General features: G+C 38.0%; 12 protein-coding genes. 7 read left to right on the forward strand and 5 right to left on the reverse strand.

Translation table 11 applies throughout. The annotated features are described in order from the left end of the window. The first annotated feature begins 219 nt into the window (after positions 1-219). From pdsO to AC27JP_RS07670, 5 genes are all read left to right on the forward strand, one after another. Positions 220-1,059, forward strand: coding sequence for a sortase-associated OmpA-like protein PdsO (pdsO, locus tag AC27JP_RS07650; RefSeq protein ID WP_487113700.1), 840 nt, complete (start codon positions 220-222; stop codon positions 1,057-1,059). Positions 1,060-1,287: 228 nt separating this feature from the next. Further along, positions 1,288-1,827, forward strand: a complete 540-nt coding sequence (locus tag AC27JP_RS07655; RefSeq protein WP_487113702.1) for a DUF924 family protein — start codon at positions 1,288-1,290, stop codon at positions 1,825-1,827. A gap of 91 nt (positions 1,828-1,918) precedes the next feature. Next, a complete protein-coding gene (locus AC27JP_RS07660; protein WP_487113704.1) occupies positions 1,919-2,077 on the forward strand; it encodes a YqaE/Pmp3 family membrane protein in 159 nt (52 codons plus the stop codon). Positions 2,078-2,250: 173 nt separating this feature from the next. After that, positions 2,251-2,622, forward strand: coding sequence for a VOC family protein (locus AC27JP_RS07665; protein ID WP_487113706.1), 372 nt, complete (start codon positions 2,251-2,253; stop codon positions 2,620-2,622). 151 nt (positions 2,623-2,773) lie between these two features. Beyond that, complete coding sequence (locus AC27JP_RS07670) at positions 2,774-3,289, forward strand: hypothetical protein (protein WP_487113708.1); 516 nt, start codon at positions 2,774-2,776, stop codon at positions 3,287-3,289. A gap of 51 nt (positions 3,290-3,340) precedes the next feature. Here the strand turns inward: AC27JP_RS07670 and AC27JP_RS07675 are convergent, their stop codons facing one another. Further along, on the reverse strand, positions 3,341-4,213 hold the full coding sequence (locus AC27JP_RS07675) for a LysR family transcriptional regulator (protein WP_487113710.1): 873 nt from the start codon (positions 4,211-4,213) through the stop codon (positions 3,341-3,343). A 66-nt stretch (positions 4,214-4,279) separates the two neighbouring features. Further along, positions 4,280-6,382, reverse strand: a complete 2,103-nt coding sequence (dinG, locus tag AC27JP_RS07680) for an ATP-dependent DNA helicase DinG (protein WP_487113712.1) — start codon at positions 6,380-6,382, stop codon at positions 4,280-4,282. 93 nt (positions 6,383-6,475) lie between these two features. Here dinG and AC27JP_RS07685 point away from each other — a divergent pair, with 93 nt between their 5' ends. Both AC27JP_RS07685 and AC27JP_RS07690 read left to right on the forward strand, forming a co-directional pair. After that, the gene (locus AC27JP_RS07685; protein WP_487113713.1) at positions 6,476-8,944 is read left to right on the forward strand and encodes a DNA polymerase II; all 2,469 of its coding nucleotides are present in this window, start codon (positions 6,476-6,478) and stop codon (positions 8,942-8,944) included. 156 nt (positions 8,945-9,100) lie between these two features. Continuing rightward, positions 9,101-10,276 (forward strand): cystathionine beta-lyase, encoded by a 1,176-nt coding sequence (locus AC27JP_RS07690; RefSeq protein ID WP_487113715.1) that lies wholly within the window; start codon positions 9,101-9,103, stop codon positions 10,274-10,276. Between the two features lie 284 nt (positions 10,277-10,560). On the opposite strand, the gene AC27JP_RS07695 is transcribed toward AC27JP_RS07690, so the two are convergent. From AC27JP_RS07695 to AC27JP_RS07705, 3 genes are all read right to left on the reverse strand, one after another. Next, positions 10,561-11,904, reverse strand: a complete 1,344-nt coding sequence (locus AC27JP_RS07695) for an alkaline phosphatase (RefSeq protein ID WP_487114363.1) — start codon at positions 11,902-11,904, stop codon at positions 10,561-10,563. Positions 11,905-12,011: 107 nt separating this feature from the next. Continuing rightward, positions 12,012-13,217, reverse strand: coding sequence for an endonuclease/exonuclease/phosphatase family protein (locus tag AC27JP_RS07700; RefSeq protein ID WP_487113717.1), 1,206 nt, complete (start codon positions 13,215-13,217; stop codon positions 12,012-12,014). 9 nt (positions 13,218-13,226) lie between these two features. After that, a complete protein-coding gene (locus AC27JP_RS07705; protein ID WP_487113719.1) occupies positions 13,227-13,859 on the reverse strand; it encodes a TetR family transcriptional regulator C-terminal domain-containing protein in 633 nt (210 codons plus the stop codon). Positions 13,860-14,297 lie beyond the last annotated feature (438 nt).

The following is a 14,297-nucleotide window of genomic DNA, read 5'->3' on the forward strand; positions in this document are numbered from 1 at the left end:
ATTTTTCATTTGCATCATATCGAATAAATCCTAGTGATGCTGCTAATAGTTCAAATTGCCATAATGTTGCCACATTTGCTCAGTGAATTGTCATTTTTGCGTCGGTAAGTGGCCGTTTTCTTGCGGTTTAATAGCTTCATCGAAAGAGAGGCGAAACGAAGAGTTAACAATACTTTATAGCTCTGAGTTTTAAATATTATTTTATTAAGGGGAATACCTATGACGACTTATAGACAACAAACTGCAAAAAACACCAACAGCAAGAAAACGACTGCCCAGACACTGGTTAGTGCCGCGTTAATTTCAGTGCTATCAATAACGCCAGTATTTGCAAATGCTCAAAATCATGCAGTACTGCCACAAAGCAACACCGAAGAAGCACAACGCAATGAAGAAATAGGCTTCGGCGCAGGTATGGTTATTGGTGCTATTTTTGGTGGTCCAGCAGGGGCTTTCATTACTGGTTTAGCCGGTAACTTTATTGCAAAAAACATTAATGCGGAGGATGAAATTGAACAGCTATCGACGGCTTACCAACAAGAAAAGCAAAGCAATGAAATGGCGCTGGCTGCGTATCAAGAAAAAATTGCCAATGCCGAGCAAGCCTACCAAGAAGAATTGATTGCACTAGAAAGAAATTATCAACAAACGAGTTTATTACAAGCGCAAAACCTTTTAATGAGTTTACAGTTTTCAACCGGCTCTAGCGAAATTAAAGCGCATTACCAAGAGCAGTTAACAGCATTAGTGAGTATTTTGCAGCAGTCTCCAGAGTTAACGATTGATCTTTCAGGTTATACCGATAAGCAAGGTAGTGACGAATTAAATCAAGCGCTTTCGCTCGCTCGTATCAATGCAGTTAAAAATGCCTTAATTGACCAAGGGGTGAAAGCGGACAGAATAAATTTATTTGCTTTTGGTGAACAGCAACCTGTTGTTGCCTCAAATGACAAAGAAGTGAGCTTTTACGACCGTCGTGTTGTTATCAAACTGAAAAATGAAGCTGTGGTTAGCACGCCAATGAATAATAAAGATGCTCAAATGGCGAATAATTTTTAATTGTTTAGCGAGTTTAACTAGTCGATTGTTTTAATTGAAATAACAGGAGGTGACGCACGATAATTATACTCAGCTACATCCAGTAATATTGAATTTAACTTGAAGAAAAAGCCAAGGTCTCCCGCCTTGGTTTTTTATTGCTTGTCGTGTAAAAAAATATCTCCTAGACATTGGTGAATAGTTCAGCCTAAGCTATTGATTATAAGTTTTAGGATGAGAGGGCAAGTTATGGATTATCAAACGGTGATCAATTTTTGGTTTAATGAAATAGCACCAGAGCAATGGTGGCTTAAAGATCAAAACTTTGATCAAGAGATAAAAAAACGGTTTCTTGAGTTACATGAAAGTGCCAATCGTGGCGAGTTATATTATTGGCGCGATACGGCGGAAGGTCGATTAGCAGAAATTATTGTCCTTGATCAGTTCTCTCGTAACATCTTTCGCGACACCGCCAATGCATTTGCATCAGATACACTTGCGTTAGTATTGGCACAAGAAGCGGTGCGCTTAGCAGAAAATATGAATTTGCCTGTTAGCCAACGTAGCTTTATGTATTTGCCCTACATGCATAGTGAGTCTTCTATTATTCATCAACAAGCCGTTGAATTGTATTCGGCATTAGGTAATGAGTCGAATCTGCAGTTTGAATTAAAACATCAAGAAATCATTACCCGTTTTGGTCGATATCCTCATAGAAATGCCATTTTAGGCCGTGAATCTAGTGCTGAAGAGTTAGTGTTTTTACAACAACCTAATTCATCTTTTTAAGCAAAAATTACAATTTGTGCTAATAATTAGAACAGTGAAATTCAATTTATACTTTTGTCTTTAAATAACAACAATTAAAAAGGAAGTCTGTATGAACAAGCTAGTACATATCATTATTGCCATCTTGTTACCGCCAGTTGCGGTATTTTTAAAATCTGGTGTTGGAAAAGATTTATTGATCAATATTATTTTATGTTTTTTGTTCTTTATACCTGGTGTGCTACACGCGATATGGTTAATAACGAAGTAAAGCACGGTTGTAAGCGTGATACTTAACACGTAGTGCATAGCACTCAAACAAATGTAATGAGACCGCACTAATGTATATTTTTTCCGATTGTAATCTCGACTATTACAATCGGATTTTAACTTTTTATACCTTTATCACAGTACTGATATTGGTTAAATTTTGGGGACAAGGTCATGAAGTTAGATTGTTTTTCAGTGAGTTTATCAGTTAAAGACTTAGCAAAGTCTCGTGACTTTTATGAAAAATTGGGTTTTAGTGTTTTTGCCGGCGAAATGGCGCATAACTATTTAATAATGAAAAATGGCGATACCAATATTGGCCTGTTTCAAGGCATGTTTGAAGGTAATATTTTAACCTTTAATCCAGGGTGGGACCAAAATGCACAAGCTTTAGATAACTTTACCGATGTCAGAGAGTTATTAGCAAATGTAGAACAGCAAGGCATTGAAGTAAATCACAAAACTATTGAAGGAGAGCAAGGACCGGCAAGCTTTTCTTTTACCGACCCAGATGGCAATGCTATTTTGATAGATCAACATCGTTAAAAAATATCACTTTTGTTATCTCATTGTTCAGTGGTGCGTTTTTGCAACACTGAACAAAGATATTAATCCACGACACTCTTTTTTCACAATGATAATGTTTTGTTAGTCCAATTCAACTGATGAAGCATGATTCTGATGCAAAGGAGAAAATGTGAAAATACTTAAAAAGCTAACAATAACCGCCGCTTTAGTAGTGTTAAGTAGTAATGTATTAGCCATAGATAATGACCACCAAACCACTGAAAATGAGCATCTATTAATTTCAAAAGTGTTTGAAAATTATATGAGTAAATATAATCACTTTATTAACAAACAAGAATTAAAGCTATCTCCTGCACTATATTCTGAGCAAGTGATGTTGATTTTAGGCAATGGTAAAGCAACAAGCTTAACGTCAGAAAAAATGAATCAAGGGGTTACTGGTTTTTTAACACAACTTAAAGCGAAAGGTGTTAGCAAAGTTGCTTGGGAAACGGTTGAAGTAAAATTACTTGCCGACAATATTGCCTTGGCTAGTAATGTTGCGGTGCGTTATTTAGCCAATGGTGAGGTATACGACCGTGCTGGCGCAACATATTTCTTAAATAAAGCCGCAACAGGTTGGGAAATATCCGCATTTGCGCTTCATGCCCCAGAGCAAGTCCTTAATTTATCAACGAAAGGATAACTAATTTTTTCGGATTGCTGATTATTGGTTGCTTTACACAGTCTCGTTAATTTAAATACAAGTGCCACTAATTAACGGCTCTTTTGCTCTTAATGATTGGGTTAAAAACGTCATTAAGAGCTTAATTCTTGGTACATCTCGCAAGTCTGGGTGAGTAAGCACCCAAATATCTTGATGGGGAAATAAGATATTTTCATCTATGCGTTGTAAGCCTGAGATTGATTCTGCAATATAACAGGCACCCATTGTCATACCTTGTCCTTGCGCCGCGGCATAATGTCGTAACACTAAATCTTCAATTCTCATGGCAATACTGGCATTAGGATAGGGCGAACTTTCAATCCAGCTCGGCCTAGTACCATTGTTTATATTTGTCAGCCATTGATAGTCAGTATGATTTTTTTCGACAAGATATTGTGGATTGGCATAATAGCTTAATGCAATAGGAAATAATCGATGGCCGACTAAGTGCTGACATGGCATGTCGGATACTCTGACAACTATGTCTGCCTCAGATCTATCTAAATTTGCTAGCTGATATGAAGTTTGTATGTTGAGCGTTATTTGAGGATATTGCTTTTGAAAATTATGCAACTCTGTTAACAGAAGAAACTGCCCAATTGCAGGGGGTATAGAAAGGTTTATTTCGCCGGTTATATCTAATTGATGGGCTTTTTTTAAGCGATTATCGTTAATTGTCAGTTGTTCTATTTTCTCAGCGGAAGATAACAAGGTTTTACCTGACGCCGTTATTACATAGCCTTTAGGTGTTAAATCAAAAACGTCAGAGCCATACTTTTGATTTAGGCTAGCAAGTCGGCGGGAAACGGTACTATGATTTAATGCTAATTGTTGAGCTGCTGCCCTTAGTGTTTTACCACGAGATAAGGCGAGTATTAAACGATAGTCATCCCAATTTTCCATCAAAATACCAATGTTAATTCAATATCTGCGTTTCATGATACCGGATAATTTTACTCGAATGAATGCTTATTCAATAATACGTTTAAACGGTGGCAATGAATTAAGTAGATCTTTGCCATAACGTTTGCTGACTACGCGTTTATCCATTAGCGTAATAATACCGTAGTCTTTTTCGTTTCTGAGTAAACGTCCGGTGGCCTGAATAAGTTTTTTTGAGGTTTCGGGTACTGATATCGACATAAACGGGTTACCGCCTTTAGCGGTTATATATTCTGCCTGCGCTTCTTCAACTGGCGAAGACGGTACTGAAAATGGCAGTTTAGTGATAATCACATTCGTTAAATAATCACCGGGTAAATCTAAGCCTTCTGAAAAGCTTTGAGTGCCAAATATAATGCTGACTTGTTCTTTGTCACACAGCGCTTTATGGGTTTCGATGATTTTTTGTCGTGATTGCTCGCCTTGCACTAAAATACTTAGTTTGTTTTTTTCACGTAGGGCAGTAACCACTTTATCCATTTGCCAATACGATGAAAACAGCACTAAAGTGGCTTTGCCTCGTTTGATCATGGCAGGGAGCTTTTCAATCAATTCATCGGTAAACTTATCTGCGCTCGGTTCATGCTGCATGCTAGCTATCATTAATTGTGCGTTGTTTTGATAGTCGAATGGTGAGTCGACTTTTTGATATTGGCTGCCGTCATTGCTTTGTAAACCAGCTTGTCGGCGAAAATGGTCGAATGAATTAAGCGCCAAAATCGTGGCTGAGCACAACACCGCGCCTTCACATTTTGACCACAACATATCTTCTAAGGTAAAACCAACTTCGATAGGTGATGCGCAAAGTAAAAAATCAAGACGTTTGCCGTCAAGTTGTTCCATCCAGCGCGCCATAGGTGCACCTTTTTCGCTATCAGTTTTCGCATACATTTGCCAAAGGGCATTAAAATTTTCCAGTCGTTGGATCATAAAACCTGATTCGGCTAATAACGGTTCGGCCAAATACATTTGTGTGTCACCGTCCTTAACTGATTCCATTAAAAGGTTATAAAGCTTGTTCAAATGGCTAAGGGATTTTTTCGACCTTTCGCTTAAATCTTCTGCCCAATTTTTTAATGACTTTGGAATAATACCATTTTCATAACGGTATAACGGCGCTTGGTTTTTGTTGTTACTTTCAGCTGTGCCATGAAAATAAATGCTGCGATTATTGTCGATAAAAGCTAGTACTTTTTGCATATCCGCTAAAATATCTTGGCAGTCATCCGCTAATTTTACTGACGGAGAGATTGCGCTGTTCGATTTTACTAATTTCGCAATTTTATCGCCGGTTTCTTGCAACTTTGTAAGCCAGTCAATGGCTCCCTTGATGGTCAGGCTAGCGCTTGAATGGTCACGCGTAACCTTTGGTAGGTGATGAGCCTCGTCAATTATGTAAAAAGTGTCTTCTGGCGCGGGTAATATTTTACCACCACCGAGTTCTAAATCAGCAAGCAATAAACTGTGGTTAACCACTAATACATCTGCAGCGTCCATGGTCTCTCTTGCTTTGTGAAATGGACAATGTGCATGCTCTGATAAATGCTTTAAACAGCTGTGCTTGTCAGCCTGAATTTGTTGCCAAATAATGTGATTAACGGGATCGGGCCAAGAGTCAATATCACCCGACCAAGAATTGTCAGTCAGTGCTTTATGCATATTATTTAGCATTCTAATATCGTGTGCTTGTGGTTTTTCCGCGAAAGTGAAACCTACTTGTGGGCTATCGTCATTAGTTACTGCTTGGCTAAGTTTTTGACGACAAACATAACGTTGACGACCTTTTGCCAACGTAAAGTTAAAATCAAGACCGCTGTGCTTTTTTAAGAAAGGTAAATCTTTATCAACCAATTGCTCTTGCAACGCAACGGTAGCCGTTGCAATACAGACTTTTTTGTTTCGACTTATCGCTAATGGGATAGAGCCTAGAGAGTAAGCTAATGATTTACCTGTACCTGTGCCGGCTTCAATAGTAATAATTTTACGCTGTTTATCGTATTCACCAGCCAGAGTTTTGGCAATTTCAGCAATTAGAAAGGTTTGTTGCTTACGTGGATTAAAATTGGTGAGGTTTTCACCTATGCTTTTATAGGAAGTTCGAATAACTTGCTTAATTTTTTCGCTTAACATCGCGGCTTTGGTTTCCTATCGAGAATAGATGATTTACACTGCTGTATATATTAACAGTTTGTTGTTATTAATCCACTTGGTATTAGCCACTTAATGCAAATTTCTTCTCAACAATTTGAAACCCCGCCAAATACTGTTAATTCAGGTCGAGGCTTTATACTGACACGTTCAGTGCGCGATCGCGGTAATGAAATTGAAATTACTTTATGGTTAAAAACACCAGAAGGGCCTGTTGAACTGGTTGTAAATAATGAACGTATGGTGCTTTTTGTCGAAAACCATGAGGTTGATAACGTTAGTGGCATACTTAAAAGCCAGCAATTTTACTCTGCTGAAATAAAATCAGTAGCTTTGAAAGCATTTAACCAAGTGGGCGTTAGCGCGGTTTATTTTTCAACCTTAAGAGAGTTCTATCAAGCAAGAGAGGCGCTAAAGAACCTAGGCGTTAAGTGCTACGAAGACGATTTTCGCCCAGACGATCGTTTTTTGATGGAACGATTTATCACTGCAGATTTAGTTTTCTCTGGTAATCATGTTGCAATTGAGCGAGAGCAGCACGATTTACCGAACGCTTATCAACGATTTGAGCAAGTAAAATGCAAACGTATCGATAAAGCGCAGCAAACTGATATTCAATTAACCACAGTTTCTTTAGATATTGAGTGTTCAATGTCAGGAGAACTCTATTCTATTGGTTTGTACAGTGAAACGTGCCAGCAAGTATTAATGATCGCTAGTGCTGAAGAAGTGCTACGTGAGCAACATGAACATGCTGATACCGAACTTGATATTATTTGGCAAGCGGATGAGAAAGCATTATTACTGAGCTTATTAGCTTGGTTTAGAGCGCATGACCCTGACATAGTTATTGGCTGGAATGTGATTAACTTTGATTTTAATTTACTGCAAAAACGCTATGAGCTTCATGGTATTAAATTCGCTATTGGACGAGACGGAAGAGCACCGCATTGGCGTAAAAATAAGGCCAGCGAACAGCAATTTATTGAAATTAATGGTCGAGTAATTCTAGACGGCATAGATTTGTTAAAAACGGCAACTTACAGTTTTCCAAGTTTTTCTCTCGATAATGTTGCTAATACGCTATTGGGAATTGGTAAAAAAGTTGATGATGTTGATAATCGCGTACAAGAAATTACCGATAACTTTAAACACAATAAAACCGCACTAGCGCTATATAACTTAGAAGATTGCCGTCTAGTTTGGTTGATATTCCAACATACGCAATTGCTCGAATTCGCTATGCTGCGGGCGCAATTAACCGGACTAGCGATTGATAGAGTAGGCGGCTCAGTTGCGGCTTTTACCAATTTATACCTACCGAAATTACACCGCAGTGGTTATGTCGCGCCAAATATGGGCGATGGCGAGCAAGGTTTTGAATCACCGGGCGGTTTTGTTATGGACTCCATACCTGGTCTTTACAACAATGTTCTTGTTTTAGATTTTAAAAGCCTGTACCCAAGTATCATCCGAAGTTTTAATATTGACCCTATGGGCTTAATTGAAGGGTTAAAATCGCCAGAAACTGCCATTAAAGGTTTTGACGGGGCCTATTTCTCAAGAGAACAGCATTTTTTACCTACTATCATCACTGAGTTATGGAAAGAGCGCGATAAAGCGAAAGTAGAAAAAAATGCGGCTTTGTCGCAGGCGATAAAAATTATTATGAATTCCTTTTATGGCATCTTAGGTTCAACCGGTTGTCGTTTTTTTGATCCTCGCTTATCGGGCTCAATAACTAAACGTAGCCATAGCCTGTTAAAAACGACAAAAACATGGATTGAAGCGAAAGGCTATCAAGTGATATACGGCGATACCGATTCAATATTTGTCCATATTGATAATGAGCAAACACTTGCCTCGAGTAAAGCGTTAGGTAAAACCTTACAAGATTACATTAACCAAAAATGGCACGCAGTGTTGTTGGAAGAGTTTAGTATTGAAAGCGAATTGGAAATAGAGTTTGAAACTCATTTTAGTAAATTTTTAATGCCGACAGTGCGTGGCCAAGAAATTGGCACTAAAAAGCGTTATGCAGGGTTAGTAATTAAAAATAATGAGCAACAATTGGTATTTAAAGGTTTAGAAAGTGTTCGTACCGATTGGACTGAACTAGCAAAACAATTTCAACGTAAGTTATATCAAATGATCTTTAGTGATCAACCGGTGGCGGAATATATTAAACAAATAGTGGCTGAGACTTTGTCTGGTTTACATGATGATAAGTTGGTTTATCGAAAGCGATTACGCCGAAAGCTTGAACTATACGTAAAGAATGTGCCACCACATGTGCGTGCAGCAAGGCTTGCTGATGAAATTAACAAAGCGCAAGGCAAAGCACTTAAGTATCAAAATAAAGGCTGGATAGAATATGTCATCACAACAAATGGCCCACAAGCCAAAGGCTATCAAACAGCAGCATTAGATTATCAATTCTATATTGATAGACAACTACAAGCGGTTGCCGATGCTATATTGCCGTTCATTAATACCAGCTTTGATGAAATAACCAATGCACAAATGAACTTATTTGATGAATAAATAGTGTGTTAGAAGAGTGTACCAGAGTCAATTAAAACTATCTCATAACAAAATAATGCGTGCTTCTTGACCCAATTCAATATATAAAAGAGCTGTAGATGGCTAGATAGCTAATTTGAATTTGTTTTCAATTTAATCATAGGAACACATGGGCTGATGAAGAAAGAAACAAAAATTATTAATGCCGGTCGCAAAAGCAAGTGGACTCGTGGCGTGGTAAACCCGCCGGTAGAGCGTGCTTCAACGGTAGTATTTGATTCTGTTAAGGAAATGAAACACGCAACTGCCAATAAAACTAATCAGGTACTGTTTTACGGTCGACGTGGTACATCAACATCTTTTGCGTTTAGTGATGCCATGACTGAATTAGAGGGAGGGGCGGGTTGTGCAGTTTATCCTTCTGGTACGGCGGCCATTACCAATGCTATTTTAGCTTTTGTGAAAACCGGCGATCATATTTTGATGGTTGATACTGCGTATGAACCAACTCGAGATTATTGCGATAAAATATTGGCTAAACTCGGCATTGAAACAACATATTATGACCCACTTATTAGCAGCGACATTGAATCGTTAATTCAACCTAATACTCGGGTGATTTTTCTGGAATCTCCAGGGTCAATTACGATGGAAGTGCAAGATGTACCGGCTATTGCAGAAGTTGCTCACCGACATAATTGTGTGGTGATGTTAGATAATACTTGGTCTGCGGGTGTTAATTTTCAGCCGTTTGAATACGGTGTTGATGTGTCAATTCAAGCCGCCACCAAATATATTGTTGGTCATTCAGATGTTATGCTTGGCACCGCAACCGCAAACGAAGCTCATTGGCCTCAGTTACGAGAGAGTAGCTATACCATGGGGCAATGTACATCACCAGATGATTTATACCTTGCTATGCGCGGTATTCGAACTTTACCAGTACGTTTGCAACAACATCAAGCCAGCGCGTTAAAAATAGCTCAGTGGTTAACTAGCCGTGAAGAAGTAGAAACAGTGCTTCATCCTGCTTTGCCATCGTGTCCGGGCCATGAAGTATTTGACCGTGACTTTACCGGTTCAAATGGTTTGTTCTCCTTTGTATTAAACCGCGGTAACCAAGCAGCATTAACAGCACTTCTTGATGGTATGGAACATTTTAAAATGGGCTATTCTTGGGGCGGTTTTGAAAGCTTAATTTTGGGGATTGCTAAGGTTAATAATTTACGCTCTGCAACACTGTGGCCTTATGAATATCCACTGATTCGTTTACATGTTGGTTTAGAAAATGTTGATGACTTAATCGCTGATTTAGAACAAGGCTTTGCACGTTTAAATGCTGCACTAAGTTAACCTGAGCTCGGGATAAGCAAAATGCTACAGCAGCACTATTAAAGCCTATTTCTACGTTGTTCAAGTTCCCAATAACTCGTTATTGAGCACACTTAAACGCCTTGAACTAGACATAAATAGCACTACTGTAGATTGAATATTGATAATGCCTTGAAGTAGTTATGCTTTTCATTCCCATTATCCCGAGTTCAGGTTAAGTTAATTCGTGAAAATAAAAACGCCGAATAATATTTTATTCGGCGTTTTTTTAGGAAAAAATTTATTTTTTAATAATGAGAATGAGCTTATTGCTTACCCAGAAGCTTAAATATTTTTTTAGCAATATCAGTATTATCATTTAAGCCTTCAAAAAGTTCTTTTTGTTTACCCATGGCAAATACGGGGACATCAACACCAGTATGGCCAAATGTCGTCCAGCCAGTTACGGTACGTTGGTCTATGATACGATTGATATGCTGGCGTAATAAACGTTGTACTGTTGGCTTATTCATTTTTTCTTGCTCTGCTTTTGGCAAGTTGTTAAAAATAATTAACGCTTCAGGTAAAGATTTTTTTGTTGCAATCAGCTCAGATGCTTCCACTTCACTTATTTCAAAATTAAGCATTTCACTGACATTAGTTGATGTTATTTTTTGTCCTGCTAGCTTTTCAGCTATAGTGTTTGGTGATATTGTCATGCTGCGCAAAACATCAGGTTGCCATAGGTATTTTCCACCTTGACCTATGGTAAAACCACCCGTGCTATGATCCGCCGTCAGCACCACTAAAGTATTTGGATTTTTTTCAACGTAGCCTTCTAAATATTCAAGTGTTTTGGCTAAATCATCCAATTCTGCCATTGCTGCGGCTATATCATTGCTATGGCCAGCCCAATCAACTTGACTCGCTTCAATCAACATGAAAAAACCATTTTTGTTTTCTAGTTGTGCAATTGCTGGCACTACCATAGCAGATAGGCGATGTTTGTTACTGTCGTCTAATGCCCAAGGTAGGCCTTTATCAGCAAATAGTCCTAAAACTTTTTCGTTACTCGGTAATTGTGTTAATTGACTATAATTGTCGATGTAGTTAAAACCATTGGCTTGAAACTCTTCAACAAGGTTTTTATCTTGACGAATAAAGTATTGCCAACCGCCACCTAATAATACGTCAATATTATGATGTGATGCTAAAAAGTTATCAGCAATTTCGTCGTAATTATGTCGACTTTCATTATGAGCTAAATAAGAGGCTGGCGTTGCATGGTTAATTTGCGAGGTAACCACCATACCGGTTTTTTTACCTTGTTTCTTCGCCCAAACGAGTACCGATTCAACAGGCTTTTTATCAACGTCGACACCAATAGCGCCATTGTAGGACTTAGTTGCTGTTGCTAGTGCCGTAGCCGCGGCTGCTGAGTCAGTTACATAGCCTGAAACTCGTGCGGGGTAGGTACTGCTGCTACCAACTAAGTGGCGATCAAACACGGTTTGTTCTACAGCTTCAGTATCAGGATTGTCGTGAAAATAGCGATAGGCTGAGGTATAAGCTGGCCCCATACCGTCACCTACGATCATAATAATGTTTTTAGGCGCATTGCCAGTATTGATACTAGTAATGTTATTTGCCTGTATTTGACTACACGACATGAGCATTATGCTGGTTAAAATACTAGGAACGAGTTTTTTCATGTTTTTGTCCAGTTAATAAGGATTGTATATAAAAGCGAATAGCGCTCTTATTCAATAAAATTTTGTTATTGTGCTTTAAGTTCAACGTCAACCCATACCAGGCGATGATCGGAAGATGCGGCACGGTCTTTAATTAGTCTAAATTCAGCGTCGTCGGTTTTTGGCCAAAATATACCTGAGTTTAGTACTTTCATTTGTGCTTTCGCAGGTAAGACATAATCTGCGCGCATGCCCCAAAACGCGGTATGATTTTTAGCATTTGGATTATCGATTCTATGAAATTTGCCGCCTTCACTTTCTGGTTTTGGATCAATAACACGCGGATGATTGGTTAATCGATGAATACCAGACTTAATAGCATTGCCATCAATAGCGTCAGCATTGAGATCACCTAAAATAACGAAGGCCTGATCTTTCGCTAAACCACCATACACATTATTGTCATCATAAATGTAGCTAGCGGCACTTGGTGTTAAATAATCAATCCAAAAACGTAGTTCATCAAAATTACGTTTACCGTTTCTATCTTCTGGGCCATCAAACACAGGTGGAGTAGGGTGACTGGCTAAAACGTGTAAAGTTTTGTCGGCAATGGTGACAGGAATGTCCCAATGTGACTTTGATGATAAACGAAAATTGTTCCAAGCCTGTTCGCTATACCAAGCTTGCTCCGTTTCAGGATCAACGGGTATCAACGCATTTGGCATATCTTGCCATTTAAATAATTGAAAAGTTCTGATTTTTTCTTGGTCAATCGGATATTTAGATAACAAGGCCATGGCAAAGTGACCTGGAAAGTGGCCATAGCCATAAGCGTCGTTAGGCAAGGCTCCAGTTTTGGTGTCATTATTTAAGTCGTACTTTGTTGGAACGCCAGTATTAACAGGTCCTTGGTAAAAGTAGGGGTAATCTACAGCGTTATTGCCATTTTGAGGTTTATTTAGATAATTCTTTATAAATGCTTGCAGAGAGCGGTGTGAATCATCATTGCGATCAAATTCATTTAACAAAATAATATCGGGATTAACCCGTTGAATTATTTCGGCAATATTTTTAATTTGTTGGCGATCATCTTTTAAAGCCAAGGCTAATTCATCACCCTTAACCTTTGTATTGTTAGCTTGTTCGGCCGGTAAATAATTGAGTGCTTCCATGCTGACATTAAACGTCGCAATACGAAGTTTAGATGGTGCTGAGATTTTTGGATCAGCCATATTACATCCAGAAGTTAACAATAGTGTTGTCGCAATAGCGACTGTTAGTAATCGCATAAGTATTCCTTACTTTAAGCCACAGCCACGTAAAATAAAATCAGTTAAAAACTCAGTTACTTGTGTAACATCATCTTCTTCATAATCGGCACGGTTCATAATAGTAAGTATTTGTTGTTCAAAATCCGCGTAATGTTGGGTAGAAGACCAAATAAGAAATATCAACTTGACTGGGTCAACATTGACCATTTCACCATTATCTATCCACACTTGAAATAATTTCGCTTTTTCACGAACCCATTGGCGTAAATAGGTGCGAGCAAACTCTTTTAAATGCAGTGCACCTTGGATAATTTCCATGGCGTAAATTTTTGATGCTTGTGGATGTTCAAACGACATTTTTACTTTTGCGGCAATAAATTTTTCAATGGCAACAACAGGACCGTCGCTGCTATCGATATCACCAATACCTTGATCCCAAGTATCTAAGGTTAATTGTAATACCGCATGATAGATGTTCTCTTTATTCTTAAAATAATAGAGTACATTGGCTTTAGGTAAGCCGGCGGAGTCTGCTATTGATTGCACGGTAGCGCCTTTAAATCCCTGTAGAATAAATTCTTTTTGGGCGGCGGCTAAAATGACGGCTTCACTTCTAGCCCTAATGCTTCCTTGCTTATCATTTGTTGTATTGTTGCTCACACTAATAACCTTTCAAGTTTTATTTTTCTATTTATTTAGTCGTAGTTTATTACACTAATGTTACATTTTATTGAGCTTGTTCTATGCTTATAACTTGTTAAAGCACTTATTATTCAAATTCTATAAAATTTTATGAATAAAATATTGTATTTAGCCATGAAAATCATTTCTTATTCATTTAAAAGCGACTAGTTTAAGTTAATTATTTACTTAAGGCACTGTTTTAATGCATTTTGTGCACTGTAATAGTACAAAATACTGATTACATACACCATATGTTCTAATGGTTAATAAAAAGCATTTGTTGTAGGCCTTTAAAAAAGCTAACTGAAGCATACAAGAATTTATCTTGACCAGATGGTTTGTTTTTATCATTTTTTGTTATGATAAATTAAAAATTAAATAAATATTGTTATAAGTGTTTTTTGTTGTTGTTTT

This window comes from Colwellia sp. SU-HH01172, from assembly GCF_057553355.1.

Bases quoted from the DNA above. Each gene is read 5' to 3' on its own strand.
- pdsO (WP_487113700.1), top strand. From the start codon at position 220: ATGACGACTTATAGACAACAAACTGCAAAAAACACCAACAGCAAGAAA.
- AC27JP_RS07655 (WP_487113702.1), top strand. From the start codon at position 1,288: ATGGATTATCAAACGGTGATCAATTTTTGGTTTAATGAAATAGCACCA.
- AC27JP_RS07660 (WP_487113704.1), top strand. From the start codon at position 1,919: ATGAACAAGCTAGTACATATCATTATTGCCATCTTGTTACCGCCAGTT.
- AC27JP_RS07665 (WP_487113706.1), top strand. From the start codon at position 2,251: ATGAAGTTAGATTGTTTTTCAGTGAGTTTATCAGTTAAAGACTTAGCA.
- AC27JP_RS07675 (WP_487113710.1), bottom strand. From the start codon at position 4,213: ATGGAAAATTGGGATGACTATCGTTTAATACTCGCCTTATCTCGTGGT.
- dinG (WP_487113712.1), bottom strand. From the start codon at position 6,382: ATGTTAAGCGAAAAAATTAAGCAAGTTATTCGAACTTCCTATAAAAGC.
- AC27JP_RS07685 (WP_487113713.1), top strand. From the start codon at position 6,476: ATGCAAATTTCTTCTCAACAATTTGAAACCCCGCCAAATACTGTTAAT.
- AC27JP_RS07690 (WP_487113715.1), top strand. From the start codon at position 9,101: ATGAAGAAAGAAACAAAAATTATTAATGCCGGTCGCAAAAGCAAGTGG.
- AC27JP_RS07695 (WP_487114363.1), bottom strand. From the start codon at position 11,904: ATGTCGTGTAGTCAAATACAGGCAAATAACATTACTAGTATCAATACT.
- AC27JP_RS07700 (WP_487113717.1), bottom strand. From the start codon at position 13,217: ATGCGATTACTAACAGTCGCTATTGCGACAACACTATTGTTAACTTCT.